The following is a 26236-nucleotide window of genomic DNA, read 5'->3' as shown; positions in this document are numbered from 1 at the left end:
GAGGCACTATGATCAGCGCAACCGATCTGAGGCTCACCTTTGGCAAGGGAACTCCCCTGGAGAACCCGGCCTTGCGGGGCATGAGCCTGACTGTAAACCAGGGTGAATTTGTCACGGTTATCGGCAGTAACGGTGCCGGCAAGTCCACCTTCCTGAACGCCCTGGCCGGCGAGGTGATGGTCGACAGCGGCCAGATTATCGTGGACAACCAGGACGTAACCCGGCTGCCGACCTACAAGCGCGCTGCGCGGGTGGCCCGGGTTTTCCAGGATCCCCTGGCGGGCACCTGTGAAAACCTGTCCATCGAAGAAAACCTGGCGCTGGCCATCAAGCGCGGCCAGCGCCGTGGCCTCAGTGCTGCGGTGAAGAGACAGTATCTGGGCCAGTTCCGGGAAAGCCTGTCTTCCCTGAAGCTGGGCCTGGAAAGCCGCCTTGGTGATAAGATGGGACTGCTTTCCGGCGGCCAGCGCCAGGCTGTGAGCCTGCTGATGGCAAGTCTAACCCCATCCAGCATCCTGCTGCTGGACGAACACACCGCGGCGCTGGACCCCAAAACCGCAGCCTTTGTGCTGGATCTCACCGAGCAGATCATCGAAGAGCAGAAGCTGACCGCACTGATGGTCACCCACAGCATGAAACAGGCACTGGAAGTCGGCAGTCGCACTGTGATGCTGCATCAGGGCCAGGTGGTGTTCGACATCGCCGGTAAGGATCGGGAAGGCCTGGAGGTGAAAGACCTTCTGGGACTGTTCGAGAAACAGCGTGGGCTTCAGGTAGACGACGACAGCCTGTTACTCGGCTGATTCAAACCAGAGCCTGACCTGAAAAGCGGGGCCTGGCCCCGCTTTTTTTGTTTTGTTAATTGTGGCAAGGATCACCTTTTAACCACTACATCTAGTGATCTCCGCAAACGCAGGTTTCATGCGGGGTTGCGGAGTTTCAAGCCTTTTTCCATTGAATTTCTTTGCGGGGCATCGCTCCGGCAATAGTTCGTACCTTATTCACAGAACACTATATCCTGTTATACTCCATTCAAAATAAGCCCATATATAGGGTTAAAGCCAAAGACAGACTGGAAACCGAGGGTGGCAATGAACGCTAAGGCACAGGCAGTAATCACAACGATTCCGATGCAGGAAGCTTCGCTCGACATCTGGAGCAGCAAGTACCAGCTGAAAACCAAGACTGGCGAGCCGGTCGACAAGGACATCAACGCAACCTACGAACGGGTTGCCCGCGCCCTTGCCGAAGTCGAGAAAAAGAATGTACGCGACAAGTACATGAAAGAATTCCTGTGGGCCCTGCAGAACGGCGCCATTCCGGCGGGCCGTATCACCTCCAATGCCGGAGCCGAGGCTCACAAGCCGGCGACCTCGACCATCAACTGCACCGTGTCTGGCAGCATCCACGACTCCATGAATGACATTCTGGAGAAAAACCACGAAGCAGGCCTTACCCTCAAGGCTGGCTGCGGTATCGGCTATGAATTCTCCACCCTGCGCCCCCGTGGTGCCTACGTGGCCGGCGCCGGCGCCACTACTTCCGGCCCGCTGTCGTTCATGGATATCTTCGACCGCATGTGCTTCACCGTGTCGTCTGCCGGTGGCCGCCGCGGTGCCCAGATGGCCACCTTTGACGTTCACCACCCGGACGTCATCGAGTTCATCCAGGCCAAGCGTGAAGATGGCCGCCTGCGCCAGTTCAACCTGTCTCTGCTGATCACCGAAGATTTCATCGAAGCCGTACGTAACGGCGACGACTGGCACCTTTCCTTCCCGGTCACCAAAAAGGAAGTGGAAGAAGAGGGCCTGGACCTGGCCGACACCAGCAAGTTCCTGTACCGCGACTTCCCGGTTCAGGACAGCTACGTTATTAACGATGAAGGCAAGGTCGCCTGCCGCATCTACAAGACGGTGAAAGCCCAGTTCATCTGGGACACCATCATGACCAGCACCTACGACTACGCCGAGCCGGGCTTCATCCTGATTGACAAGGTCAACCAGATGAACAACAACTGGTTCTGCGAAGACATCCGTGCCACCAACCCCTGTGGCGAGCAGCCCCTGCCCCCTTATGGCAGCTGCCTGCTGGGTTCGGTCAACCTGACCAAGTTCGTGGACTACCCGTTCACCGACAAGGCCAGCTTCAACTACGAGAAATACCGCAAGGTCGTTGGCACCTTCACCCGTATGCTGGATAACGTAGTGGAAATCAACGGCCTGCCGCTGGCCGAGCAGCGCCACGAAATTACCTACAAGCGCCGTCACGGCATGGGTATTCTGGGCCTCGGCTCTACCCTGGCTATGCTGCGCATGCCATACGGTTCAGATGAATCCGTGAAGTTCACCGAAGAAGTGGTTCGGGAGATGGCCGTAGAAGGCTGGCGCCAGTCCCTGGCCCTGGCCGAAGAGAAGGGCCCGGCTCCGATCATGGAAGACGAGTTCGAAGTGACTCCGAAGATGATGAGCAAGTGCCCCGAGCTGGCCAAAGACGGCTACAAGGTGGGCGACATTCTCAAGGGCAAGCTGCTGCACGCGAAGTACAGCCGCTACATGCAGCAGATCGGCCACGTAGAGCCGGAGCTCGTCAAGCAACTGGCCGAGAAAGGTGGCCGTTTTACCCACCACACCTCCATTGCTCCGACTGGCACCATCAGCCTGTCCCTGGCCAACAACGCCAGTAACGGTATTGAGCCGAGCTTCTCGCACCACTATGCCCGGAACATCATCCGTGAAGGCCGGAAAACCAAGGAAAAAGTGGACGTGTTCAGCTTCGAACTGCTGGCCTACCGCCACCTGGTCAACCCGGGCGCCATGCCGTTCTCCGATGACGACGACAAGAAGCTGCCCGGCTACTTCACCACATCCGATGATGTATCACCGAAGCAGCACGTAGACATTCAGGCGGCCGCCCAGAAGTGGGTTGATTCCTCCATTTCCAAGACCGCCAACGTACCGCAGGACTTCAAGTACCAGGACTTCAAGGGCATCTACCTGTACGCCTACGACATGGGCCTTAAGGGTTGCACCACTTTCCGCTTCAACCCGGAGGCGTTCCAGGGTGTACTGGTTAAAGAAAAAGACCTTGAGAATACCCTGTATGAGTTCACCCTGGACGATGGCAGCAAAGTCACCCTGAAGGGCAACGAACAGGTAGAGTACGACGGCGAAGTCCATACCGCCGCCAACCTTTTCGACGCCCTCAAAGAAGGCACCTACGGAAAATACTGAGTCCGGAAACCGACAGACAGGAACAGCAAAATGACAGTCAAAATCAGCAACAAAATCGTCGGCTACCGGGTCAAGAAAGCCGATGCGGAAACCCCGAACGAACACCAGGCACCGGTACAGGCTGAAACCAAGCCGGTGGAGATGAATGAATACATCGAGCGGCCGGATTTCCTGTTGGGCACCACCTACAAGATCAAGCCGCCCGTGGCCGAGCACGCGATGTACATCACCATCAATGACATCCTGCTCAACGAAGGCACTGACCACGAGAGCCGCCAGCCCTATGAAGTGTTCATCAACTCCAAGTCGATGGAACATTTCCAGTGGGTTATCGCCCTCACCCGCGTTATCTCGGCGGTATTCCGCAAAGGTGGCGACGTAACCTTCCTGGTGGAAGAGCTGCGCAGCGTGTATGACCCGAACGGTGGTTACTTCAAGAAAGGCGGCGTCTTCATGCCGTCACTGGTTGCCGAAATCGGCGCCGTGATCGAGAAACACCTGAAAGCCATCGGCCTGCTGGAAAGCGACGAGCTGAGCGAAACCACCAAGCGCATTCTCGCCGAGAAGCGTGCGGAGTTTGAAGCCAGCCAGGACAAGGCCACCAACGACGACACAGGCAGCGACTACCCTGCCAACGCCACCATGTGCGGCAAGTGCAACACCAAGGCTGTGATCGTGATGGACGGCTGTGCTACCTGCCTGTCCTGCGGCGACAGCAAGTGTGGTTGAAGTAATCAGCTGACGAGTTGAAAAAAGCCCGGTTGCGCAAGCAACCGGGCTTTTTTGCAGGCAATTACAGATAAACGCCAGGCTTCTCAGGAACAGGAACCACAGCAGGTGCCACCACCATGGCCGCCTTTACTGGCTTCTTCCTTCTTCTCTTCCGCGTTGGCTTTCGGGTCAAAACCTTCAACCTTTGCGGTCTCAGTTTCTTTCTCTTCTTTCTTGAAAATGTTCAGAAATGACAATGCCATCAGGTATTCCTCTATCAAGGTTTCTTAACATTCATTTTTAATGAATGTTAAAGGGTGCCGGGAATGCGGTCAAGCAATTTGAGTGGGTATGAATGCTGGATTTTCCTGCTGTACGGGGTATGCTGCGGGTATAGTGGAATAACGGTTTTAACCTGCTATCCAACACAGGTGCACACTGAGCTGACATGAACACAATCACGTCTATCACGATTCGCAAGTACCAGATTCAGGATCTGAGCCCGGTGGTTCGGCTGTTTACGGATTCCGTACATGAGCTGACTGCTGGGGCCTATGATGAAACCCAGCGCTATGCCTGGGCCTCCCGCACACCTCACCTGGATGTCTGGCGCGAGCGGCTGGACTCGCTGGAAACCCTGGTCGCCGAGGAAGGTGACGACCTGGCCGGGTTCATTTCCTACGACAAGGACGGCACCATCGACCTGGTGTTCACAGCACCCAACTTTGCCCGCCGGGGCATTGCCTCCACCCTCTACCATGAGGCGGAGAAGCAACTGATCGGCATGGGTGTGAAAGAGCTGAAAACCGAATCCAGCGTGGTCGCACGGCCGTTCTTTGAGCGGCACGGCTTTGAAGTGGTCGACGAGCAGCGAGTCACGGTTCGTGGAGCCCAGTTCCTGCGCTATAACATGCGCAAAGCACTGGAAGGATAATGCGTTGATGCACTATGGCATCACCCCATGCTCACAGGGCCAGCTGCTGGCCAGCTGGTCTGAAGAAGGCCTCTGCGCCATCGAGCTGGGCGACACAAACGAAGAACTTGTCGCCCTGCTTCACGCCCATTTCCCCGGCCAGGTTCTCAAGCCCGCAACCGCCGGCAACGCCGACATCCTTGAGCCCGTGCGGCAGCTTGTCGACACCCCCACTGGCAGCCTACCGATACCCCTGTCACCAAACGGCACTGTCTTCCAGAAAGAAGTCTGGCAAGCCCTTCTGCGAATTCCGGCAGGCACCACCGTCAGTTACAGCGAACTTGCCCGGATGCTGGGCCGCCCGAAAGCCACGCGCGCCGTTGCTACGGCCTGTGCAGCCAATAAACTGGCGGTGGTAATACCCTGCCACCGGGTTGTCCGGTCTGACGGCAGCCTCGGGGGCTACCGCTGGGGCATCGAGCGTAAACGCGCCCTGCTCAACCTTGAAGCGACGCTGGCAGCCAGCGCTTCTTAGCCTTCTCCACAAGATCCCGGGAGTCGTTGTTCCAGGGGTGGAAGTTCGGGCTGTAATACTTCAGGTAAGACGGTATCAGCTTGCGGAATACACCCGGCTTACCCCACATATAATTAAAGGCCCCGGCCCAGGATTTCAGGTTCCCCAGCTGGCCGTCTTCCTTCATCAGCTGAATCACGTGCAGCGTGCTGAAGAACGGGAAGATCACGCTCACAACCATCATTTCCGTTACCCGGATAAACTCGCTGCCGCCGATACTCTTATAAACATCAAAGGCCACCGCCTTGTGCTCTGACTCTTCAATAGCGTGCCAGGCCCAGACTGGCGCGATCCTCGGGTCCATTTCCTCGAGCGCATCAAACTTGAGCAGAAACTCCTCTGCCATCAGGGCCGTAAAGTGCTCAACCGCCACGGTATGGGCCAGCTGGCGCTCCGGAGTGAAGTTCCTGCGCAGCTTGTTCATGAACCACTGCACTTCACGCTCTAGCCGGCCCAGACCAACGCCCCGCTCCTCCAGGAAGCCGTTCATCAGTTTGTGCTCTTTCGAGTGATGAGCCTCCTGGCCGATAAATGCCCGGATCGCCTTCTTCAGCTCCGGGTCCGTAACCTGGTCCTGGTAGTGACGAACAGAATCAATGAAGAATTTTTCTCCGGGCGGGAAGCTGGCAGACAACGCCCCCAGCAACAAGGTTTTTACCGGGTCGTTATCCCACCAGTATTTTGGGAGATCCTCCGGAAACTCGAAATCCGGACTGCGCACTTCCGGAACCAGCCCCGGCGGTGTCGCACTCCGGTAGCCCCTTGTGGACTTCTTGATCTGTGTCGCTGGCGCGTTCATAGCAAACTCTCCTGAACCTGTGGGCTCGAATACTTTCCTACAGACTACGCCCCCTTTTACGGGAGCGTCAGGTGATTGCGGGCCAATTTCGTGATCAGGCGGGCTCTGTGGCCTCTGCAGCAAGCGCCCGTACCCGTTCGAAGTCCTCCTCGGTGAACACACCGTTAACCCCGGACACTGCCGCCAGCTGCATGCCGTGCTTCAGGCCGAGTTTGTAGATTTCCCGCACCTTCTCCCATTCGATATTACGGCCCAGGGTGAAGTTCTCGAACCGGGCTTCCAGCGCCAGTACGATGGTTTCGGCCAGGCAGGCATAGGCGATGCCTTTGGGCAGGACAATGTCTTTCATCTTTACCGGCCCGGGAAGCTGGATTTCACCGGATTCGATGACCAACACATCCGGCCGCCTGGCCACATCTTCTGCAGGAATATCCAGCGGCCGGGCCACGTCGGTAATCACGCAGCCAGGCTTTACCTTCATGATATCCAGGATGCGCTTGCCGGCCCCTGAGGTGGCCGTTACCACCATATCCATATCCGGAAGATCGCGATCGGTGGTGGCTGCCACGTGTACGATAGCACCCGGGGTTTCCAGTTCGATGCTTTCCTTCAGGGCCAGCAGCTTGGCCGCTTCCGGAGCCACCATATAGATTTCATCCACGGCCTTGGCCAGCAACCGGGCGCACACAGAGCCAATGGCTCCGGTAGCGCCCACAACCATGGCCTTGCCAGCCATCTTGCCGCTTTTGCCGATACTCACCCTGCCAATGCGCCGCGCCGCGTCATGGGCGGCCCAAAGGGCACCTGAGGCGCTGTAGCTGTTGCCGGTAGTAATCGGCAGCGGTGCCCGCTTGGCCACCGTAATCCCGGCATCCCCCACTACCTTCGTAAACGCGCCCAGGCCCATAATCTGGGCACCCAGCTTCCTGGCCAGCTTTGCCGCCGCCAGCAAACGACTGTAGGTAAACTCCGGGTCGTGGGCCATGATTTCTTTCGGGGTGCCGCCCACAGTAATCAGCCAGCCTTCCACTTCATCACCAGTGGGTGACTGAATGCCGGAGACCTTCGAATACACAAATGGCGGCGTATAGGCGATGGCTTTTTCTACCAGGTTCATTACTCCCGGCGGCGATACGCTGGCGACCCAGTCCAGGGGCGGGGTTTTGGTCAGATACTGTTGGGACAGAGGATGGATTACAAAGGCGAACCGGTTTATACGGCGGTAGCCATTGGGGTACAGAATCCGCGGTTCCACCCCGAGCCGATCGATTACATCGAGAAAGTCATCTGCGCCCAACTGCTCCGGAGTTCGGGACAGCGCTGCGCTGATCATCGCCTCCATAACGTTCACCCCCACTGGCCGACCTTCCAGCCAGGGGCTGTAGTCCACCACCATGGCGACTTTCCGGGAACGGAACCAGTCCAGGGCAGATTCGCTCACCCGGGAGGTGATCACGGTTTTGCCATCCAGCTCTTTCTCCGTGAAGGCCTCCAGATCCCCCATCGCCCCGACAATCACATGGCAGTCCCTGACCGATTCATGCAGGGAACTGCTGATCAGTTTCTCCCCCATCCGGTAAATTGGAGTGCGGTGTAGTCGCTCGATGACCTTGACGGCATTGGGGCTGAACATCACCGGTGCGGTGAGCTTGGTGTAGGCTTCCAGCTGGCCAAGGGAAGTCAGCAGACGCGGTACACCGAAATCCAGGTAAGGATCTGCGAACAGCAGATTGTCTGTATGTTCCGACAGCGCCTTGGCAATGCGGAAACCGGCCTGGCCGTTGAGGAACAAAACGCGGGCATTGTCGAAAAAATGGCCCAGTTCGGTTTGGGTATGGCGTACGGCCCATTCCTGGAGAATGCCCCGAAGACCGGCCCCGGTGGTGACGGGCTTGTCCGGCACACAGGCTTCCAGACGCGAGGTATCCGGGTGTTGAAGCTGCTCCCGCCCTACCTGGTAATGGTCGTGGATCATGCTCAGGCCGATGGCATCTGCCTGTTCACGCACCGAATCCAGAACGGCCTCGGCACGGTCCAGGTTGCCATCGCTCCCCACCCTGACAACGCGGAAGTCCTGGCCCAGAAAACGGGTTTCAAGCTCGTAGTCGTACTCGGATGAGCCCTGGCTGATACTCACAACGGTTTTCATGGCGCTTTGTCCCTGTTGTTTTGTTCTTTCTCAAGTCTAGAAGCTGGGGCCTTATCCTGCCTTAGCCCAGATCAAATACCGCCGAGCAAATTACCGGCTACACTGAAAAACACGTTTGATCACCACATCCTTCCACGGAGGTACCATGACCATTCAGGACGAACTGATTACCACCATTGCCGACCTGGTGCAGCCCGGCAAAGGCATACTGGCTGCCGACGAGAGCACCCCTACCATCGCCAAGCGCTTCAAGGCGGTCGGCGTGGAATCCACGGAAGCCACACGGCGGGAATACCGCAGCATTATTTTCTCCACGCCCGGCCTTGGCGAGCACATCAGCGGCGTGATTCTGTACGACGAAACCCTGGAACAACTGAGCCTGGATGACGTCGCCATCCCCAATCTGCTTGCCAGTCAGGGCATTGTGCCCGGCATCAAGGTTGATCAGGGTAAAGGCCCGCTGGTGAATGCCCCGGGGGACGAGATTACCTATGGGCTGGATGGCCTGGCTGCAAGGCTGGAGCATTACAAATCTATGGGTGCGCGATTTGCCAAGTGGCGAGATGTGTTCCATATCTCGGATACCCTGCCTTCGTTCCAGGCCATCAAATCCAATGCCGAGGTACTGGCCCGCTATGCCGCCGTGTGTCAGTCCATGGGTATTGTGCCGATTGTTGAGCCGGAGGTACTGATTGACGGCAACCACACCATCGAGCGGGCTGCAGAGGTGAGCGAAGACGTGCTGCTGGAAGTATTCAAGGCCCTGCACCGTCACCGGGTGAACCTGGAATGCATGGTGCTGAAGCCCAGCATGGTGACGCCGGGCAAGGAAACCGGCAAAGCCACCCCCGAACGGGTTGCCGAAGCGACACTGAGCGTGTTCCACCGGGTAGTACCAGCCGCAGTACCGGGAATTTTCTTCCTTTCCGGCGGCCAGACGCCCGAAGAATCCACCGAAAACCTCAATGCCCTGAACAGCTTGGGCTACCATCCCTGGGAGCTGAGTTTCTCCTACGGCCGGGCGCTGCAGGAGCCCGCCCAGAAAGCCTGGGCAGGAAGACTGGAGAACGCCGGGGCATCACAAGCGGCCATGAAAAAAAGGGCCAGACTCAATGGCCTGGCCCGTTCCGGTGATTACACGCCCATGATGGAGAACGAGGGCTAGGCGGCGTTAGTGCTGCGTTGTGAGAGGTCTACCGGTTGATCCAGACAGGCCAGCATCGGTGCCACTTCGCGGATTTTACGGGCCTGGGGCCACAGGGCTTCGGCTTCGGCAAAACCCTGGCGCAGGTAGTTGAGCCATTGCTTGATGCGGCCGGTCACGTATTTGTCTTCCAGGCGGGTTTGCAGGGCGGAAGCGTATTCCCGCACCAGAACCACAGCCTCGGCCCAAGTCATGGATTCCAGTGTTTCACCGTTCTGGGAGGCTTTAATCTGTGCCGCCAGGTCCGGCCGGGCAATCAGGCCCCGGCCGATCATCACATCGTCGCAGCCGGAGACTTTCCGGCAGCGCCAGTAATCGTCCACGGTCCAGATCTCACCGTTGGCAATCACATGACTTTTCACCGCTTCACGCACTTTGGCGATTTCTTCCCAGTAAGCGGGTGGCTTGTAACCATCCACCTTGCTGCGGGCGTGAATAACAATCTCGGAGGCGCCGGCCGCTTCCAGAGCCTGGCCACAGGACACGCCCATGGAACGGTCGTCATAGCCCAGTCGCATCTTGGCTGTGACCGGAATATCCGCAGGCACAGCTTTACGAACGGCTGCGGTGATCTCATACATCAGCTCCGGCTCGCGCATCAGTACACAGCCGCCCTTATGCTTGTTCACGGTCTTGGCCGGGCAGCCGAAGTTGATGTCCACCTGCCCTGCTCCCAGCTCGGCGGCCTTGGCCCCATGACGGCCCATCATTTCAGCGTTGGAGCCCAGCAGTTGAACGGCCACGGGCGTGCCCACTTCCGTCAGCGCGTTGTTGTAAAGTTCCGGGGCGTACTTGTAGAAAATCCGGGGCGGCAACATGCCGTGGGTCACGCGAATAAATTCCGTCACGCACCGGTCAATCCCGCCGACTTTGGTCAGGGTTTCACGGATGGGTGCGTCGACCAGCCCTTCCATCGGGGCAAGGATGATTCGCATGAAGGCTCCAGGAACTGAGAGAAATGAATCAGAGTAGCTGATCAAAAATCAGGCGAAGCGGATTGTAAGGAATTCGGGGGGAAGTTGGTAGCCGGGCATCCCTAAACAGGATGCCCGGCTGGTTACTGCGGGTTTACTTCTTCACGTCAAAGCGGTCGTTGTTCATGACCTTGGTCCAGGCAGCAACGAAGTCCTTCACAAACTTCTCTTCGTTGTCGTCCTGGGCATACACCTCTGCGTAGGAACGCAGGATGGAGTTGGAGCCGAACACCAGGTCCACACGGGTCGCGGTGAACTTGGTGTTGCCATTCTTACGATCCACGATGTTGTAGGAGTTCTTGCCAGCGGGCTCCCAACGGTTTGCCATGTCGGTGAGGTTCACGAAAAAGTCGTTGGTCAGCTTGCCAACGCGGTCCGTGAACACACCGTGCTTGGTGTCGCCGTGGTTGGTACCGAGTACACGCATACCACCGAGGAGGACTGTCATTTCCGGTGCGGTCAGGCCCATCAGCTGGGCGCGATCCAGAAGCATTTCTTCCGGTTTGACCACGTACTCTTTCTTCTGCCAGTTCCGGAATCCATCGGCCAACGGTTCCAGTGGCTCGAAAGATTCCGCATCGGTCATCTCATCAGTTGCATCGCCACGACCCTTCAGGAAAGGCACGTGCACTTCATGACCGGCTGCTTTCGCAGCTTTTTCGACACCCAGGTTACCACCGAGCACGATCACGTCAGCGATGCTGGCACCGGTGTCGGCAGAAATCTGCTCATACACCTTCAGTACCTTGGCCAGGCGCTGCGGCTCGTTGCCTTCCCAGTCCTTCTGCGGAGCCAGGCGAATCCGGGCGCCGTTGGCACCACCGCGCATATCAGAGCCACGGAAGGTACGGGCGCTGTCCCAGGCCGTTGTGATCAGCTCATTAAGGCTCAGGCCAGCTTCGTCGATCTTCGCTTTGACCACTTCCTCAATATAGTTGGTCTCACCCTGGGGAATCGGGTCCTGCCAGATCAGGTCTTCGGCCGGCACATCCGGGCCGATGTAGCGTGATTTCGGTCCCATATCCCGGTGCGTCAGCTTGAACCAGGCTCGGGCGAAGCAGTCCTTGAAGTATTCAGGGTCTGCCATGAACTTTTCGCAGATAGGCCGAAATGCGGGATGCATTTTCATGGCCATATCAGCATCGGTCATCATGGGCTTGACACGCTTGGAAGGATCGCTGGCGTCAACCGGCATGTGCTCTTCTTTAATATCGACCGGCTCCCACTGGTTGGCACCCGCCGGGCTCTTGGTCAGCTCCCACTCGTAGCCGAACAGCAGATCGAAGTAACCCATGTCGAACTGGGTTGGATTGGTGGTCCAGGCGCCTTCGATACCAGAAGTCACGGCGTTGGACGCCTTACCACCCATATTCGGGTTCATCCAGCCAAAGCCCTGATTTTCCACATCGGCCGCTTCTGGCTCGGGGCCAAGGGCTCCTGCATCACCGTTACCATGGGCCTTACCGACGGTATGACCACCGGCGGTCAGGGCAGCGGTTTCCTCAGCGTTCATTGCCATGCGGGCAAAGGTTTCAAGCACCTGGTCGCCGGTCTTGATCGGATCAGGGTTGCCATTCACGCCTTCAGGGTTCACATAGATCAAGCCCATCTGAACAGCGGCCAGCGGATTTTCCAGGGTGTCTGGCTTTTCAACGTTCTCGTACCGGTTGTCTGATGGCGCCAGCCATTCTTTCTCAGCTCCCCAGTAGATGTCTTTCTCAGGGTGCCAAATGTCCTGGCGGCCGTAGGAGAAGCCGAAGGTTTTAAAGCCCATGGATTCGTACGCAACATTCCCGGCCAGGATAAACAGATCAGCCCAGCTTACCTTGTTGCCGTATTTTTTCTTTAGCGGCCACAGCAATCGACGAGCCTTGTCAAGATTGCCGTTATCTGGCCAGGAGTTCAGCGGGGCAAAGCGCTGGTTACCGGTGCCACCGCCTCCACGACCATCGGCAAGACGGTATGTACCCGCAGCGTGCCAAGCCATCCGGATCATCAGACCGCCGTAATGGCCCCAGTCTGCCGGCCACCAATCCTGACTGCTTGTCATCAGCTCATGCATATCCTTTTCGAGCGCTTCGTAATCCAGCTTTTTTACTTCCTCGGAGTAATCGAAGTCTTCGCCCATCGGATTAGTCTTGCGGTCGTGCTGGTGCAGGATGTCGAGGTTCAGGTTCTCCGGCCACCAGTTTGTATTGTCTTGCCCATGCGCGGTGCTTCCTCCGTGCATTACCGGGCACTTACCGCCAGAGTTATTATCAGACATAGCACTCTCCTGTTTTCGTCGTTTGGACATTCAGTCTTTCTTATCAGGGCACCACTTAATATAGATCACTCACGTTTGCCTGCTTGAATCTTTCCTAACGCCAGCATAGTGCGTGACTATAAACGCCCCTAAAGTTCCGGGATGTGAGGTCAAGATACGCCGGAACCATGATTAGTAACAATTAATTAGAAATAACCTGGCGAAAGATTTTAGTTATCAAAAATATTTCTCATTGCCAACAAAAAAGGGGCGGTGATTTGCTCACCAGCCCCTTTTTCTCAACCACAGTAACGATCGCTATCAGTTCGCCAGTTCCAGCAACAACCGGTTCAGACGGCTGACATAGGCACCGGGATCTTTCAGCTGTTCACCGCTGGCCAATGTGGCCTGATCGAACAGAACCGCAGACAGCTCCTTGAAGCGCTCCTCGCCCTGCTCGGTTTCCAGGCGCTGCACCAGCGGGTGGTCCACGTTGATTTCAAAGATCGGCTTGCTCTCCGGCACTTTCTGGCCGGCAGCTTCCATGATCTTCTTCATCTGGGCGCCCATATCGAACTGGCCCACTACCAGACACGCCGGCGAATCGGTCAGGCGGTTGGTTACCCGCACTTCCTGCACCTGGTCGTCCAACACCTTCTTGATGCGCTCCAGCAGATCCTTGTGCTCTTTGGCGGCTTCTTCCTGGTGCTTCTTGTCTTCCTCGGTTTCCACTTCACCCAGGTCGAGATCACCACGGGCAACATCCTGGAACTGCTTGCCGTCGTACTCGTTCAGATAGCCCATCATCCACTCATCGATACGATCCGTCAGGATGAGTACCTCGATGCCTTTCTTACGGAATACTTCCAGATGCGGGCTGCTCTTGGCGGCCGCGAAGTTGTCACCGGTGATGTAGTAGATCTTTTTCTGGCCGTCTTTCATCCGGCCGATGTACTCGTCCAGAGAGACGTTCTGGGTCGACTCACCAGTGTGGGTAGAGGCAAACCGCAGCAAGCCGGCAATTTTCTCGCGGTTGCTGAAGTCTTCGGCCGGGCCTTCTTTCAGCACGGTGCCGAACTCGTCCCAGAAGCCCTGGTATTCATCACCCTCTTTCTTGGCCACCTTCGACAACATGTCCAGCACCCGCTTGGTCATGGCGGTGCGGATGCTCTCCACGGTGCTGTCGTTCTGCAGGATTTCCCGCGATACGTTCAGGGACAGATCGTTGGAATCGATTACGCCCTTGGCGAACCGAAGGTACAGCGGCAGGAACTGCTCGGCGTCGTCCATGATGAATACACGCTGAACATACAACTTCAGGCCACGGGGCGCTTCCCGGTTATACAGGTCAAACGGCGCACGCTTGGGGATATACAACAGGCTGGTGTAGTCCAGCTTGCCTTCCACCTTGTTGTGGGACCAGGTGAGCGGGTCCTCGAAGTCGTGGGCAATGTGCTTGTAGAACTCCTTGTACTCTTCGTCCTTGATCTCGGTCCGGGGCAACGTCCACAGGGCGGTGGCATCGTTGACCGTCTCTTCTTCGCCCTTCTTGTCCTCTTCCTCGGATTCAGACTTCATCACCACCGGGAAGGAGATGTGATCAGAGTACTTCTTCACCAGGCTGCGCAGCTTCCAGCCATCGGCAAACTCTTTGTCTTCGGCTTTCAGGTGCAGCACGATTTCGGTACCGCGCTGTTCACGGCTCACCGGCTCGATGGTGAACTCGCCATCGCCCTTGGACTCCCAATGCACACCCTCTTCGACCGGTGCACCGGCACGGCGGGTGAATACATCTACCTTGTCCGCCACGATGAAGGCAGAGTAGAAGCCCACACCAAACTGGCCGATCAGCTTGCTGTCTTTCTTTTCGTCACCCGACAACTGCTTGAGGAACTCTGCAGTACCGGAGCGGGCGATGGTGCCAAGGTTGGCAATCACATCGTCACGGGTCATACCGATGCCGTTGTCGGCAATGGTGATGGTGCCGGCGTCTTTGTCGTAATCCAGGCGGATTTTGAGTTCGGAATCGCCTTCGTAGAGTTTGTCGTCTTTCAGGGCGGCGAAGCGGAGTTTGTCTTCGGCGTCTGAGGCGTTTGAGATGAGCTCACGAAGGAAGATTTCCTTGTTCGAGTACAGAGAGTGGATCATCAGGTGAAGCAGTTGCTTCACTTCGGTCTGGAATCCTAGTGTCTCTTTGTTGGTTTCTACCGTCATGGCTGTGTTTTCTCCTGCTTTTTGCTTTGGGTGGAGCGGCAGGGCCGGGCTACGGCTTCCAAAACACGCTCCTTGCGGCACATCCATGTGGCGCTTGGGCTCCGCCATCCATGGCTCCGCACAGTTTTGGAAGCCGTAGCCCGGCCCCGCCACCCAACATCTCGGTTAGGCCGGTTTCAGCACGGAGTCTGGGCGAGCGTGAGGGGGATGGCTTTCCGAAACCGTGCGGAGCCATGGATGGCGGAGCCGAGCGTACACGGACGTATTCACAGCGTGTTTCGGAAAGCCATCCCCCTCACGCTTGCCTGCACCAGTGCAGAAAAGTCTGACTCCAGAAATGGGGGTAAGCCGGAGCATTTCAACCCCGGCCAGAACCAATTCAGTCTTCGAGAAGGAAGTGCGCGCGGGCCGTGGCTATGGGCTGGGAACGGGATTTTTGCCAGGCGGTGATCATTACGTTGGCTACCCGGTTGCCCTGGCGGGTCAGGCGGCATTCGGCATAGGTTTCGCGGTTGAGGCCGGCGCGCAGGTAGTCGAGAGAGAAGTCGACAATTCGCGGCATTCTGAACGTGTCCTGGGACATCATCAGGTAGATCGCCGCAGACATTTCCATAAAGCCCCCAATCACGCCACCGTGGATGGCTGGCAGGATGGGGTTGCCGAGGTTTTCTTCTTTCTTGGGCAAGCGGAAAATCAGGTCGTCACCGAAGCGCTCGCACTGCAGGCCGATCCACTTGGCGTAGGGTACGGCGTCGAGCATTCTGGAGAAGTCGCCGCTTTCCCGGGTGTGCTTGAGGATTTCCGGGTCGGTCATTCGGCGCCTCCGGTGATCAGGTCGCGGTAGCTTTTAGGTGTGGCCTCTTTCCCGATGCGCATGAAGGTGCCCACGCAGTTGGCGATGGTTTCGCCGCCTTCCTGGTAGGCTTCGCAGCGGGTGAAGATGATGTTCTTGGTGATCTTGTAGGTTTCGGCCCGGGCGAAGACCGGTTTATGGGGTTCTGCCGGGCGCATGTAATCTACCCGCAAGTCCAGGGTCGGGCAGAGTTCGAATTCATCCAGTGCGCAGATCATCACCGAGCCGGAGGTGGTGTCCATCAGGGTGGTGATGGCGCCACCGTGGATCACGCCGGTGTCCGGGTTACCGATGATTTTGTCACTGTAGGGCAGTTCCATGACCAGGTAGCCCTCACCCGCTTCCCGTGCGGTCAGGCCCAGTTCCCGGGCCTGGTTGAGCGTGTTCACAAACCGGTTCACCCGGTTAATTCGGGTTTCGTCATTCATTCAGGAAAATCCTGCAGGTCAGTTTTTCGTTTTTGCATCGTCACCCGTGCGGGCGGGGGTGGCTTCTTCAAATACTTTGCCGGCACGCAAGGATGCCAGCGCATCAGAGTGGAATTCCCTGCGGTAGAGCACGTATACCACCAGCGTCGCCGCCGCAATCAGGGCCAGCGGGTGTATGAACCAGGCCACCACGGCGAGCGCATAGTAATAGGAACGCAGGCCAAGGTTAAAGGTATCGCCCGCCTGGTTGCAGATGGCGCCGGCACTGCGGGCAAAGGCCTCCCTCGCCGCCGGGCTGGTTTTGCTGTCGTCGGGCATGGGGGCGCTGCCGATCATCACCGCCACGAAGTTGTACATGCGCATCGACCAGGTGAATTTAAAGAAGGCATAGACAAACACCACCATAAGCACCACCAGCCGCAACTCCCAGATTTCCCGGGAAGGCACTACGCCGAACGGCATGGTAGCGAACACTTCCATGGCTTCACTGGTGTACCCCAGTGCCGTGATGATACCCGCAAGGATCAGCAGGCAACTGGAGGCAAAGAACGCACCGTTGCGCTCAAGGTTACCCACCACAGAGGCATCGGAGATGCGGTTGTCCCGCTTGAGCATCACCCTCATCCAGTCTTCCCGGTAGAGGTCCAGCGTGTTGGAGAGGCAAGACCGGGAATCCGCCCGGTTACGGGAGTACCAGGTATAGCCGCCCCAGCAAGCCAGAAACCAGATCAGTGCCAGAAAATCCAGGTAATGCGTTGTCACAGGTAGCGGTATCCGGGCCAATTTCGGTGATTATTCAATGTGCTGATATGATACGCCAAGGCTGGTGGCCCGGCCACATTCCCGCCAGTACAGGCGAGGAAACCACCGCCCGGCTGTGCTAAAAAAAACAGCATCATCATGAATGGCCGGCCTCTTAACAGGACGTTGGTTACTGACCAATCAAGGAGTAAAACGTGATTTCCGGATCTCTCGCCCGTTTGTGTGTCGTTCTTTCTTTGCTGTTTGCCCTGGCGGGCTGCGCCGTGAATCCGGTGACCGGCAAGAAGCAGCTGTCCCTGATCTCGGAAAGCGAAGAACTCGCTCTGGGCGCAGAACAGTATAGCCCTACCCAACAAACCCAGGGCGGGCAGTTCTACATTGACCCTGAGCTGACGGTGTACGTTCGGGAAGTCGGCATGAAGATGGCGCAGGTCAGTGATCGTCCGGACCTCCCCTACGATTTCGTGGTGCTGAACAACAGTGTACCCAACGCCTGGGCCCTGCCGGGGGGCAAGATTGCCATCAACCGGGGGCTGTTGGTGAAGCTTGAAGACGAAGCCCAGCTGGCCTCGGTACTGGGCCATGAAATTGTTCACGCTGCGGCCCGCCACAGCGTTCAGCGCATGCAGCAAGGCATGCTGATCAGTGCAGGCATGGCGGGGATCGGCATTGCGGTCTCTGACAACGAGTGGGCAAGCCTGATTATGGGAGGCGCCGCCGTTGGCGCACAGCTGGCGCTGGCACGGTACAGCCAGGGCGACGAACTGGAATCGGATGCCTATGGCATCGAATACATGAAAGCCGCAGGCTATGATCCCCAGGCCGCCGTGGAACTCCAGGAAATTTTCCTCCAACTCTCCGACGGCCGGGAGAGCAACTGGCTGAGCGGGCTGTTTGCCAGCCACCCGCCCTCCGCCCGTCGGGTGGAGGCGAACCAGCAACTGGTGCAGGAACTCGGTGGGGGCGGCTACCGGGGCCGGGACGTGTACCAGCGCCGGATTGCCAAAATCAAACAACTCCAACCCGCCTACGATGCCCACGACAAAGCCATGAAACTGGCGTCCGAGGGGGATTACGAGGCAGCCCTGGCTTCGGTAAACCAGGCCATTAAGGCAGAACCCCGTGAAGCCATGTTCTATGCCCTGCGTGGCCGCATCTACAAGGCACAGGACCAGGCTGAGAAAGCCCGTGCCGACTTCGACAAAGCCGTCTCGCTGTATCCGGAAATGTTCGAGTACCAGCTTTACAACGGCCTGAACGAGCTGCAACTGAACAACCTCACCAAAGCCCGCGAACACCTTGAACGGGCGAACCAGGTGGTGCCCACCTCTATCGCTTACCTGCGGCTGGGCGATATTTCCCGGCAGCAAGGGCGGAGAGATGAGGCGGTGCAATACTATGCAGCCGCTGCCGAAGCCGGTGGAGATGTGGGCGAGGAAGCCAGGCGTAAACTCGCCGCCATGACCAACTGACGGCAACGCCGCAAGCCCGGGAACCGGAGGCCACAAGCCTCCGGTTTTTTTGTGCCCGGTCAATTTGCCAGCCTGACGCGGAGTTCGTGTCACTGAATGCATTGACTTCTAGAGCAATAACTCTAAAAATCACTGAAACCAACAACAACCGGATTGCGAACATGCTCCTCAAGCGACTCCAACCGATGATGTTTCAGGCCAGGCGTAATTATGTGGAACTGATGTTCCAGGTAATGGGCCGGGCACTGCAGGCGATCAGTGACGTAGACGAACCCACCCGCGAAGAAGTCCGCGCCCTGCCCGAAGGTTTTCTGTTCGAGATGCAGGTTATGCCCAACGGACCAAAACTGATTGTGGAACACACCGGCGACGGCAAATTACACTTTCACGGTGACACCGCCCCGCGCCCCGTGGACCTGTCTATCCAGTTCAAACACATGGCCCACGCGTTCCTGGTGTTGTCGTTCCAGGAGAAAACCTCCGTTGCCTTCGCCAACGACCGCATGCTGGTAGATGGCGATGTCAGCTACGCCGTGCGTATGACCCGGGTGCTGAACCGCCTTGAGTCGTTCATCCTTCCGAAACTGGTGGCACAGCGGGCCGTCAAGGAATACCCCGCAGACCTCCACCTGCCGGAGAAGCTCATGAGCTCAGCCCGCATCTACCTGAAAGTTGCCACCCAATTTGTCGAGACAGTGAGAGCATAATGACTAACAAATACTACGAGTTCTTCTGCCCGGTAAAAGTGATTGCCGGTAAAGCCGCCCTGGAGCATATTCCGTACGAACTGACCGGGCTTGCTGCCAAGCGGCCAATGATTATTACCGACAAGGGTGTGCGGGCCGCCGGCCTGCTGGACCCGGTGATTGCAGCCTGTGAAGAGAGCGGGCTGGAGATTGTGTCTATCTATGACGATGTGCCGCCGGATTCCTCCACGACCGTGGTAAGGGACATCGCCGCTGTTTATCGCAAGGAAAAATGCGACTCCATCATTGCCGTCGGTGGCGGATCCGCCATCGATACCGGAAAGGCCGTCAACATCCTGGTGTCCGAGGGTGGCGATGACATTGCCAGGTACACCGGCGCGGGCGTGCTCAAACATCCGCTCAAGCCCTTCTTCGTAGTACCCACAACTGCCGGCACAGGCTCCGAGGTTACCTCGGTGGCGGTCATTACCGACGAAAAGAAAGGCGTCAAGCTGCCGTTCACCTCCAGCTTCCTGCTGCCGAATGCCGCGATTATCGACCCGCGCATGACCCTGACGCTGCCGCCGCACATTACCGCGGCCACCGGCATGGACGCCCTTACCCATGCGGTTGAAGCCTTCACTTGCATGGCCAAGAATCCGTTAAGCGACGCCTACGCCACCGCCGCCATCAAGAAAATCAGCCAGTCCCTGCTGGGGGTGATGGACAACCCGAAAGACCAGGACGGCCGGCTGGAGCTGGCACAGGCCTCAACCATGGCCGGCATTGCCTTCTCCAACTCCATGGTAGGGCTGGTGCACTCCCTGGGGCACGCCACCGGTGCCATCTGCCACCTGCCTCACGGCCTGTGCATGAGCCTGTACCTGCCGTACGTGCTGGAGTTCAACCTTGAAAGCATCCGGGAGCCCCTGGGCGAGCTGCTGCTGTATCTGGAGGGCCCGGAGGTCTATTCTGCCACTCCGGCTTCCCGCCGTGCCGAAGCCAGCATCTCCGCCACCCGCAAGCTTCGTGATGCCCTGCACAAGCGCTGTGAGTTGCCCCGTACCCTGAAGGAAACCGGCAAGGTACTGGAAACCCAAATGGAGGAGATTGCCCGCCAGGCACTGGACGACGGCTCCATCATGTTCAACCCCAGAGAGGTGACCCTCGAGGACGCATTGAGCATTCTCCGCCGGGCCTGGGCCTGAACACGGATTCAAAATCATTGAAACAAACGGATAAAACGGTAATATTTAGCAAGCGCACTGGCAGGGAGTTGGCCGGATAAGTGCATTTTCAAAGCATAGGCCGCTTCCACCAGAGTTTCTTGCGATGACTAAACTGATCCGACACCTCAAGAGCATTGGTTTCCGGACACTCTCCGGGCTGATAACCGCAGGCTGCTTTTCCATGGAAGCCCATAGCGGAGAAACCGGCCCGGGCGTTTTCCACTTCAACGTCTCCCCTAACGGCTACCCCCCGTACCTGATCGTCCAGGACTCCGAGCCTGCCGGTATTATGTGGGATGTAGTGGAACTGATTGTTCCGCGACTCGGCTACCAGGTCGAGCCGCGAAAGATACCGCGTAAACGGGTAGACCAGATGCTGGAAGACGGGTACATCGATGGCACGCCCAGAGCCATCGAATGGACCGAAGAACCGGAAAAGTTTCTGTTCACGGATCCTGTTGTAAATGTGGAAGAAGTGTTTTTCTTTCCTGAAGTTTCAGACCTGGATTTCGAACATCCCAGCGACCTTTTCGGGAAAACCGTGGTGACTCACCTGGGCTACCTCTATCCCACCCTGGCCCCCTATTTCGAAGACCAGCGTATCCGGCGCTTTGACGTTTCCCGTGACCGTGACATGTTCCGCTTCCTGCAACACGGCGACCGATTCGATACTGCGCTGGCAGACCGCCTGGTGGGCAAGTGGATACTGAGAAATGAAGGCATGGCGGATGAGTTCAGAAGCTCGGACAAAGCCATCAGCCAGTATGGATTCCGGCTGATGTTGCGGCCTGACTGGACGGATTTCGCCGAATCATTCAACCGGGAACTGGAACTGATTCGCGAGAATGGCGAACTGGACGCCATTCTCGCCAATTACCGCTAAAACACCGTCATTGCCGGCTCACTCGAGCCGGCGCAGCAACAGCATGGGTGACACGCTGAGCACGGGCCGCAACTGCCAGCGGCCAAACAGGGCCAGCAGCAACGCGCTGATCAATGGCACCGGCAGCATCACTTCCCAATGCCACTGAAAACTGCCCTCGAACATTCTCACCTGCAAGGCATAAACCGCCGCTTCCGCCGCCAGCACGCCCAATATCCCGGCAACGAACCCAAGCAAGGCAAACTCGAGCATGGTGCTGCGCACCAGCAGAGATTGTTGGCCGCCCAGCGTCCGCAACAGGGCACCTTCACGCTGACGGTCCCGCAAGGTCGCGCTGACGACCGCCGCCATCACAACCAGTGCCGCCGCAAGAATCAGCGCCAGAATGGCCTCAATGGCCTGGGTGACCTGGCGGACGATATCCTGGATGCGCTCGATAATGTGATCGATCTCCAGCACCGACACGGTGGGAAAACGGCGTGAAAATTCGTTCAGGGCCACCTTGTTGCTGGCCCCCAGGTGGAAACTGGTGATCCAGGTAGCCGGCATGTCGGTCAGGCCGCCGTCCGGGGGAAAGGCAATGTAGAAGTTCGGCTTCATACTGTCCCACTGCACGGTACGGATACTGACGACCGGCTCGGTGACCTGTTCCGAGCCTATGGTAAACGTCAGCCGGTCGCCAAGTTCCAGCCCCAGCCTTTCCGCCAGCTCGGCTTCCACCGAGACCCCCTCGGTTACGCCCCCAGCAAACCACTCGCCTTCCACAATCCGGTTGTCTTCGGGCAGGTCTTCCATCCAGGTCAGGTTCAGCTCCCGGTTAAGCGCGTTAATTCGCTCATCCTTACTGACCGCTTCTTTCACAGGCTGGTCGTTCAGTTCGGTCAAACGGCCACGAACCATGGGATAGACGGTGTCCAGGGGCGATCCCTGCTGCGCCCAATAGGCATCAACCTCATCCACCGTGTCCGGCGCTATGTTTATCAGGAAGTGATTGGGAGCATCGTCCGGAAGCTGGGCCTGCCAGTCGTCCAGCAGGGACGAACGGACCAGCACCAATGTCGCTGCCAGCATCAGGGTCATGGCAAATACCGCCATTTGCGCCATGCTGGCCTGCCGGTGCCGGTAAAGGCCAACAAGGGCCAGGCGCCAGGCGTTGCCACCACCTCGCACTTTGCGCAGCACCGAGACCATCAACCAGCCAACCAGCCCCAGCACTGCCAGCAATAACACCAGCCCGCCCAGCAGCGATGCCACCAGGGCCAGTTCGCCGGCATACATCCACACCAGCCCGAAGATAGCCAGCACGGCGATGATCAGATCCGGAATGGCTTCCCGGCCGGTTTCCCCGGGCTGGGAGCGCAGCACCCGCATAGCCGGCACATTGCGCAGGCGGCGAACCGGCGGGTACGCGAAGGCGAACAAGGATACCAGCGCGGTCAGCAGCGCCGGCGCCAGGGCGGCGGGGTCGAGATATATATCAACCGGGCGCTCCAGCACACTGCCAAGCATCCTGGCCAGCAGCCAGAACAGCGGCAGCGCCAGCACCAGCCCACCAATAATGCCCGCCACGCCCCACAGGGCCAGGCGGCGAAGGTACAATCGGCCGATGCCCTTACCTGTGAGCCCCAGCGTCTTCAGCAGTGCCACCGTGTCCCGTTGCGACAATGCATACTGGCGACTGGCCACGGCAACCGCCACCGCTGCCAGCAGAACCGCCAGGCTGCCGCCAAGCAGCAGGAAGCGTTCGGCCCGCTCAAGGGAGCGGGAGAAGGTTTCGCCATCCCTCACGCCTTCCCATTCATGGCTCGGCTCCAGTTGCGGCTCCAGCCACTGGTAGTAATCGTTTAACAGGTTTTCGGCACCGGCAAACAGATAGATGTATTCCACCCGACTGCCTTCCTGAAGCACCCCGGTAGCCGGCACATCGTCTACGTGCATCATCACCCGGGGCGCCAGCGATGAAAGCCGGAAACCGCCATCGGGCTCACGTAAAAGCAGGTTTGAGATCTCAAGTTTCAGGTTGCCGACTTCCAGCGTGTCGCCAACGTCCAGCTCCAGCAAACGCAGCAGGCGCGGGTTGATCCAGATCTCGCCTTTGGCAGGGCCAGACCCCACAATTGAGCGAGTACCCTCGGCACGGGATTGCACTTCAATGTCACCGCGCAGCGGATATTCGTCGCTGACCGCTTTTACCGACACCAGCTGAAAACCGCTTTCGCCGAACACCATGGTGGAAAATTCGATCATCTGGCCGGTTTCGATGCCACGATCACGCGCTTCCTCAATCCAGCCTGCCGGCACCGGCCGGCCGTTTTCCGCTTCCAGCTGGCGATCAGCCGCCAGGAAGGAGCTGGCCGAAGATACCAGCGTGCGCTGCAACTGGCTGGCAAACAGGGCGATGGTGGCCACCGTGGCCACGGCGATAATCAGGGCAACCAGGACCACCCGAACGTCTCGTTCGCGCCAGTCCCGGCTGACTGACATGAGCTTCTGTGATGCGGCCATCAGCCAGACACCTCTTCCATCAGCTCCGGCTCGGTGAGCACGCCCGCTTCAATATGCAGTTGCCGGCCACAGCGGGCCGCCAGGCGGTCATCGTGAGTGACCATCACCAGTGTGGTGCCCTGCTCCCGGTTCAGGTCCATCAGCAGGTCGGACACTGCCTGGCCGGTGCGGTTGTCGAGGTTACCGGTGGGTTCATCGGCAAACAGGATCACAGGATCGGAAGCAAACGCCCGGGCAATTGCCACCCGCTGCTGCTCGCCGCCGGAGAGCTGCCGGGGCGTGTGGCTCAGCCGCTCACCCAGGCCAACCCGTTCCAGCAGTTCCCGGGCCCGTTTCTCCGGCGCTTCGATGCCGGCAAGCTCCAGCGGCAGCATGACATTTTCCAGGGCACTCAGGGCCGGCAACAGCTGGAACGACTGGAACACGAAGCCCACTCGCCGGGCCCGCAGCCGGGCGCGTTCGTCCTCGCTCAGACGGCTTATTTCAGAGCCGTCCAGCTCGACCTTGCCTTCGCTGGGGGTATCCAGGCCCGCCAGCAATCCGAGTAACGTGGTTTTGCCGGAACCGGAGCGGCCAACAATGGCTACGGACTCTCCCCGATTGATTTCCAGATTGACCCCCTGCAAGATCGTCAACGTATCAGCTTCCAGGCTGACCTTGTGGGTCAGCTCTGTTACGCGCAGCATCGGGCTGGTATCGGTTTTACTGAGATCCGTCATCTGGTTCACGGTTGCTCCGTTGTCTGGTTCTGGATGTTCATGAATTGTTTAAGGGTATACGACTTTACTATGCATACGATATCCACGTTCGTCAGATCATTGGTCATCGCAGCGTTTGCCATGGTGTCGCTGCCGGTTCTGGCCAGCCAGAACACCCTTCTGGTGGTCGGCGACAGCATCAGTGCCGCCTACGGCGTACCCTCTGAAACCGCGTGGGTAGAGCTGCTCAGGGAGCGGCTGTCCGGACAAGGGCTGGACTGGCAGGTCGTGAATGCCAGCATCAGCGGCGAAACCACAGACGGCGGCCTTCGTCGCCTGCCGGGGCTGCTGGAGAAGAATGATCCGGATATCGTCGTGATCGAGCTGGGTGGTAACGATGGCCTCCGGGGGTTTCCGCCAAACGTGATCGAGTCCAACCTGGCCGGGATGATTGAGCTGGCACAGGATTCCGGCGCGGTTCCGTTGTTGGTGGGAATGCAGATTCCGCCAAACTACGGCCAGCGCTATACCCGGATGTTTGCCGATCTGTTCCCGACCTTGTCTGACCGCTACGGGGTCCCTTTGGTTCCGTTTTTCCTAGACGGAATCTACGACCAGGACGGATTAATGCAGGGCGATGGCATTCACCCTACCGAGGAGGCCCAGCCTTTGTTGCTGGACAATATCTGGCCGAGGCTGGAACCCCTGGTTGCCGACTAGCTTCCAACAAACATTAACGCCCGGCGCTCTGACCAGTAATAACCGTCCTTCGCATGCTCCACAAAGCCCACGTGCCCTCCCCACTTGGGCACTTCCAGCTTCACATAGGAACCCAGCACTTTCTTTGAATCCGGGAAACAGGCCGGTGACAGGAAAGGGTCGTCTGCGGCGTTGATCATCAGCGAAGGTACACGGATATCTTTCAACCGGAACAGAGCCGAGCAATTCTCCCAGTAGTCCTGCGCATCTTTGAAACCATGCAGGGGGGCGGTGTAGCGGTTATCGAATTCATGGAAGTTATGGATATCCCTGAAACCACTCACATCGATCAGATCGGGAAATAATTCGGATTTTTCCTGCATTTTCCCATGCAGATCGTTCAAAAATCGCTGCATGTAGATCCTGCGACTGGGCAAGGCGAGCATGTCGGCGCTGCCGGCGAGATCTGCCGGTACTGAATAGACCACCGCACCACTGATGCGGCTGTCTACCTGTTCACCCTGCTGACCGAGATACAGGAGCGTCAGGTTGCCGCCCATACTGAAACCACTCAGGAACAGGTTCTGGTAGTTTTTGCCCAGGGCGTGGTTGATCACGATTTCCAGGTCTTCCGTAGCACCGCTGTGGTAAAACCGGGGCTGACGGTTCATCACGCCTCCGCAGGAGCGGAAGTTCCAGGCCAGCACATCCCAGCCAGCCGCCATCAGCGCCCGGGCCAGGCCCAGTACATAGGGGCGCCGGCTGTGGCCTTCCAGTCCGTGGGAAATAATAGCCAGGCGGTTGCTGTTCTGGTGATACCAGTCCAGATGGAGCTGGTCGTCGTCCGGGGTGCTGATCACTTCGGTTTCTGGCTCCGGCATCTGCACCTTGCGGAACAGCGTGGGCCAGATGGACTGCACGTGTCCGTTACGCAGCCAGACCGGTGGGCGATAGCGGTTTTTGGCACTTCTGTGCAAATTTTGACCTTTCATTTCAGATGGTTGACGA

23 protein-coding genes are annotated in these 26236 nt (G+C 58.1%); 11 read left to right on the top strand and 12 right to left on the bottom strand.

Annotated elements, in window-relative coordinates; all coding sequences use genetic code 11:
- Positions 1-8 precede the first annotated feature (8 nt).
- From H3Z84_RS09715 to H3Z84_RS09705, 3 genes are all read left to right on the top strand, one after another.
- Entirely contained in the window at positions 9-803 is a 795-nt protein-coding gene (locus H3Z84_RS09715) for an ABC transporter ATP-binding protein (protein WP_022989180.1), read from the top strand.
- 288 nt (positions 804-1091) lie between these two features.
- Positions 1092-3230 (top strand): adenosylcobalamin-dependent ribonucleoside-diphosphate reductase, encoded by a 2139-nt coding sequence (locus H3Z84_RS09710; protein WP_199457314.1) that lies wholly within the window; start codon positions 1092-1094, stop codon positions 3228-3230.
- A gap of 30 nt (positions 3231-3260) precedes the next feature.
- Positions 3261-3959: an NrdJb gene (locus H3Z84_RS09705; RefSeq protein ID WP_022989178.1), complete on the top strand. Its 699-nt coding sequence runs from the start codon at positions 3261-3263 to the stop codon at positions 3957-3959.
- Between the two features lie 86 nt (positions 3960-4045).
- Here H3Z84_RS09705 and H3Z84_RS09700 read toward each other — a convergent pair whose 3' ends face one another.
- A complete protein-coding gene (locus tag H3Z84_RS09700) occupies positions 4046-4204 on the bottom strand; it encodes a CCGSCS motif protein (RefSeq protein WP_199457313.1) in 159 nt (52 codons plus the stop codon).
- Between the two features lie 185 nt (positions 4205-4389).
- Here H3Z84_RS09700 and H3Z84_RS09695 point away from each other — a divergent pair, with 185 nt between their 5' ends.
- Positions 4390-4875 (top strand): GNAT family N-acetyltransferase, encoded by a 486-nt coding sequence (locus H3Z84_RS09695; RefSeq protein ID WP_094625037.1) that lies wholly within the window; start codon positions 4390-4392, stop codon positions 4873-4875.
- A 7-nt stretch (positions 4876-4882) separates the two neighbouring features.
- Positions 4883-5389, top strand: a complete 507-nt coding sequence (locus H3Z84_RS09690) for a methylated-DNA--[protein]-cysteine S-methyltransferase (RefSeq protein WP_199457312.1) — start codon at positions 4883-4885, stop codon at positions 5387-5389.
- Here the strand turns inward: H3Z84_RS09690 and H3Z84_RS09685 are convergent.
- A complete protein-coding gene (locus H3Z84_RS09685) occupies positions 5352-6227 on the bottom strand; it encodes a metal-dependent hydrolase (RefSeq protein ID WP_199457311.1) in 876 nt (291 codons plus the stop codon). The two genes, H3Z84_RS09690 and H3Z84_RS09685, sit on opposite strands and share 38 nt — an antisense overlap.
- Before the next feature lie 94 nt (positions 6228-6321).
- On the bottom strand, positions 6322-8376 hold the full coding sequence (locus tag H3Z84_RS09680; protein ID WP_199457310.1) for a dehydrogenase: 2055 nt from the start codon (positions 8374-8376) through the stop codon (positions 6322-6324).
- Between the two features lie 145 nt (positions 8377-8521).
- On the opposite strand from H3Z84_RS09680, the gene H3Z84_RS09675 reads away from it, so the two are divergent.
- On the top strand, positions 8522-9541 hold the full coding sequence (locus H3Z84_RS09675; protein WP_199457309.1) for a class I fructose-bisphosphate aldolase: 1020 nt from the start codon (positions 8522-8524) through the stop codon (positions 9539-9541).
- Here H3Z84_RS09675 and H3Z84_RS09670 read toward each other — a convergent pair.
- From H3Z84_RS09670 to H3Z84_RS09645, 6 genes are all read right to left on the bottom strand, one after another.
- Entirely contained in the window at positions 9538-10515 is a 978-nt protein-coding gene (locus H3Z84_RS09670) for a tRNA dihydrouridine synthase (protein ID WP_199457308.1), read from the bottom strand. The two genes, H3Z84_RS09675 and H3Z84_RS09670, sit on opposite strands and share 4 nt — an antisense overlap.
- Positions 10516-10648: 133 nt before the next feature.
- A complete protein-coding gene (gene katG / locus H3Z84_RS09665) occupies positions 10649-12820 on the bottom strand; it encodes a catalase/peroxidase HPI (protein WP_199457307.1) in 2172 nt (723 codons plus the stop codon).
- Between the two features lie 300 nt (positions 12821-13120).
- On the bottom strand, positions 13121-15013 hold the full coding sequence (gene htpG, locus H3Z84_RS09660; RefSeq protein ID WP_199457306.1) for a molecular chaperone HtpG: 1893 nt from the start codon (positions 15011-15013) through the stop codon (positions 13121-13123).
- A 379-nt stretch (positions 15014-15392) separates the two neighbouring features.
- Positions 15393-15827: a PaaI family thioesterase gene (locus H3Z84_RS09655; RefSeq protein ID WP_022989169.1), complete on the bottom strand. Its 435-nt coding sequence runs from the start codon at positions 15825-15827 to the stop codon at positions 15393-15395.
- Entirely contained in the window at positions 15824-16294 is a 471-nt protein-coding gene (locus H3Z84_RS09650; protein ID WP_199457305.1) for a PaaI family thioesterase, read from the bottom strand. Before H3Z84_RS09650 ends, H3Z84_RS09655 begins: the two co-directional genes overlap by 4 nt.
- 18 nt (positions 16295-16312) lie before the next feature.
- Positions 16313-17056, bottom strand: a complete 744-nt coding sequence (locus H3Z84_RS09645) for a DUF599 domain-containing protein (protein WP_058340502.1) — start codon at positions 17054-17056, stop codon at positions 16313-16315.
- A gap of 194 nt (positions 17057-17250) precedes the next feature.
- On the opposite strand from H3Z84_RS09645, the gene H3Z84_RS09640 reads away from it, so the two are divergent.
- The 4 genes from H3Z84_RS09640 (at position 17251) to H3Z84_RS09625 (ending at position 21326) form a co-directional block, all read left to right on the top strand.
- Positions 17251-18528: a M48 family metalloprotease gene (locus tag H3Z84_RS09640; RefSeq protein ID WP_058340501.1), complete on the top strand. Its 1278-nt coding sequence runs from the start codon at positions 17251-17253 to the stop codon at positions 18526-18528.
- Positions 18529-18689: 161 nt separating this feature from the next.
- Positions 18690-19235: a hypothetical protein gene (locus H3Z84_RS09635; protein ID WP_058340500.1), complete on the top strand. Its 546-nt coding sequence runs from the start codon at positions 18690-18692 to the stop codon at positions 19233-19235.
- A complete protein-coding gene (locus H3Z84_RS09630) occupies positions 19235-20422 on the top strand; it encodes an iron-containing alcohol dehydrogenase (protein ID WP_199457304.1) in 1188 nt (395 codons plus the stop codon). Before H3Z84_RS09635 ends, H3Z84_RS09630 begins: the two co-directional genes overlap by 1 nt.
- Before the next feature lie 124 nt (positions 20423-20546).
- On the top strand, positions 20547-21326 hold the full coding sequence (locus H3Z84_RS09625) for a substrate-binding periplasmic protein (protein WP_199457303.1): 780 nt from the start codon (positions 20547-20549) through the stop codon (positions 21324-21326).
- Between the two features lie 18 nt (positions 21327-21344).
- Here the strand turns inward: H3Z84_RS09625 and H3Z84_RS09620 are convergent, their stop codons facing one another.
- Positions 21345-23831, bottom strand: a complete 2487-nt coding sequence (locus tag H3Z84_RS09620; RefSeq protein WP_199457302.1) for an ABC transporter permease — start codon at positions 23829-23831, stop codon at positions 21345-21347.
- Entirely contained in the window at positions 23831-24550 is a 720-nt protein-coding gene (locus H3Z84_RS09615; RefSeq protein ID WP_199457383.1) for an ABC transporter ATP-binding protein, read from the bottom strand. Before H3Z84_RS09615 ends, H3Z84_RS09620 begins: the two co-directional genes overlap by 1 nt.
- Before the next feature lie 69 nt (positions 24551-24619).
- On the opposite strand from H3Z84_RS09615, the gene H3Z84_RS09610 reads away from it, so the two are divergent.
- The gene (locus H3Z84_RS09610) at positions 24620-25249 is read left to right on the top strand and encodes an arylesterase (RefSeq protein WP_036219534.1); all 630 of its coding nucleotides are present in this window, start codon (positions 24620-24622) and stop codon (positions 25247-25249) included.
- Here H3Z84_RS09610 and H3Z84_RS09605 read toward each other — a convergent pair.
- A complete protein-coding gene (locus tag H3Z84_RS09605) occupies positions 25246-26205 on the bottom strand; it encodes a YheT family hydrolase (protein ID WP_323126994.1) in 960 nt (319 codons plus the stop codon). The genes H3Z84_RS09610 and H3Z84_RS09605 overlap by 4 nt on opposite strands.
- Positions 26206-26236: the final 31 nt, after the last annotated feature.

This window comes from Marinobacter sp. bablab_jr003 (assembly GCF_016464245.1).
Taxonomy (GTDB): Bacteria; Pseudomonadota; Gammaproteobacteria; order Pseudomonadales; family Oleiphilaceae; genus Marinobacter; species Marinobacter vinifirmus.
The sequence above is the reverse complement of the archived record's forward strand: the minus strand, read 5'-3'. Positions and strand labels throughout refer to the sequence as shown.

Bases quoted from the DNA above. Each gene is read 5' to 3' on its own strand.
- H3Z84_RS09715 (WP_022989180.1), top strand. From the start codon at position 9: ATGATCAGCGCAACCGATCTGAGGCTCACCTTTGGCAAGGGAACTCCC.
- H3Z84_RS09710 (WP_199457314.1), top strand. From the start codon at position 1,092: ATGAACGCTAAGGCACAGGCAGTAATCACAACGATTCCGATGCAGGAA.
- H3Z84_RS09705 (WP_022989178.1), top strand. From the start codon at position 3,261: ATGACAGTCAAAATCAGCAACAAAATCGTCGGCTACCGGGTCAAGAAA.
- H3Z84_RS09700 (WP_199457313.1), bottom strand. From the start codon at position 4,204: ATGGCATTGTCATTTCTGAACATTTTCAAGAAAGAAGAGAAAGAAACT.
- H3Z84_RS09695 (WP_094625037.1), top strand. From the start codon at position 4,390: ATGAACACAATCACGTCTATCACGATTCGCAAGTACCAGATTCAGGAT.
- H3Z84_RS09690 (WP_199457312.1), top strand. From the start codon at position 4,883: ATGCACTATGGCATCACCCCATGCTCACAGGGCCAGCTGCTGGCCAGC.
- H3Z84_RS09685 (WP_199457311.1), bottom strand. From the start codon at position 6,227: ATGAACGCGCCAGCGACACAGATCAAGAAGTCCACAAGGGGCTACCGG.
- H3Z84_RS09680 (WP_199457310.1), bottom strand. From the start codon at position 8,376: ATGAAAACCGTTGTGAGTATCAGCCAGGGCTCATCCGAGTACGACTAC.
- H3Z84_RS09675 (WP_199457309.1), top strand. From the start codon at position 8,522: ATGACCATTCAGGACGAACTGATTACCACCATTGCCGACCTGGTGCAG.
- H3Z84_RS09670 (WP_199457308.1), bottom strand. From the start codon at position 10,515: ATGCGAATCATCCTTGCCCCGATGGAAGGGCTGGTCGACGCACCCATC.
- katG (WP_199457307.1), bottom strand. From the start codon at position 12,820: ATGTCTGATAATAACTCTGGCGGTAAGTGCCCGGTAATGCACGGAGGA.
- htpG (WP_199457306.1), bottom strand. From the start codon at position 15,013: ATGACGGTAGAAACCAACAAAGAGACACTAGGATTCCAGACCGAAGTG.
- H3Z84_RS09655 (WP_022989169.1), bottom strand. From the start codon at position 15,827: ATGACCGACCCGGAAATCCTCAAGCACACCCGGGAAAGCGGCGACTTC.
- H3Z84_RS09650 (WP_199457305.1), bottom strand. From the start codon at position 16,294: ATGAATGACGAAACCCGAATTAACCGGGTGAACCGGTTTGTGAACACG.
- H3Z84_RS09635 (WP_058340500.1), top strand. From the start codon at position 18,690: ATGCTCCTCAAGCGACTCCAACCGATGATGTTTCAGGCCAGGCGTAAT.
- H3Z84_RS09630 (WP_199457304.1), top strand. From the start codon at position 19,235: ATGACTAACAAATACTACGAGTTCTTCTGCCCGGTAAAAGTGATTGCC.
- H3Z84_RS09625 (WP_199457303.1), top strand. From the start codon at position 20,547: ATGACTAAACTGATCCGACACCTCAAGAGCATTGGTTTCCGGACACTC.
- H3Z84_RS09620 (WP_199457302.1), bottom strand. From the start codon at position 23,831: ATGGCCGCATCACAGAAGCTCATGTCAGTCAGCCGGGACTGGCGCGAA.
- H3Z84_RS09615 (WP_199457383.1), bottom strand. From the start codon at position 24,550: ATGACGGATCTCAGTAAAACCGATACCAGCCCGATGCTGCGCGTAACA.
- H3Z84_RS09610 (WP_036219534.1), top strand. From the start codon at position 24,620: ATGCATACGATATCCACGTTCGTCAGATCATTGGTCATCGCAGCGTTT.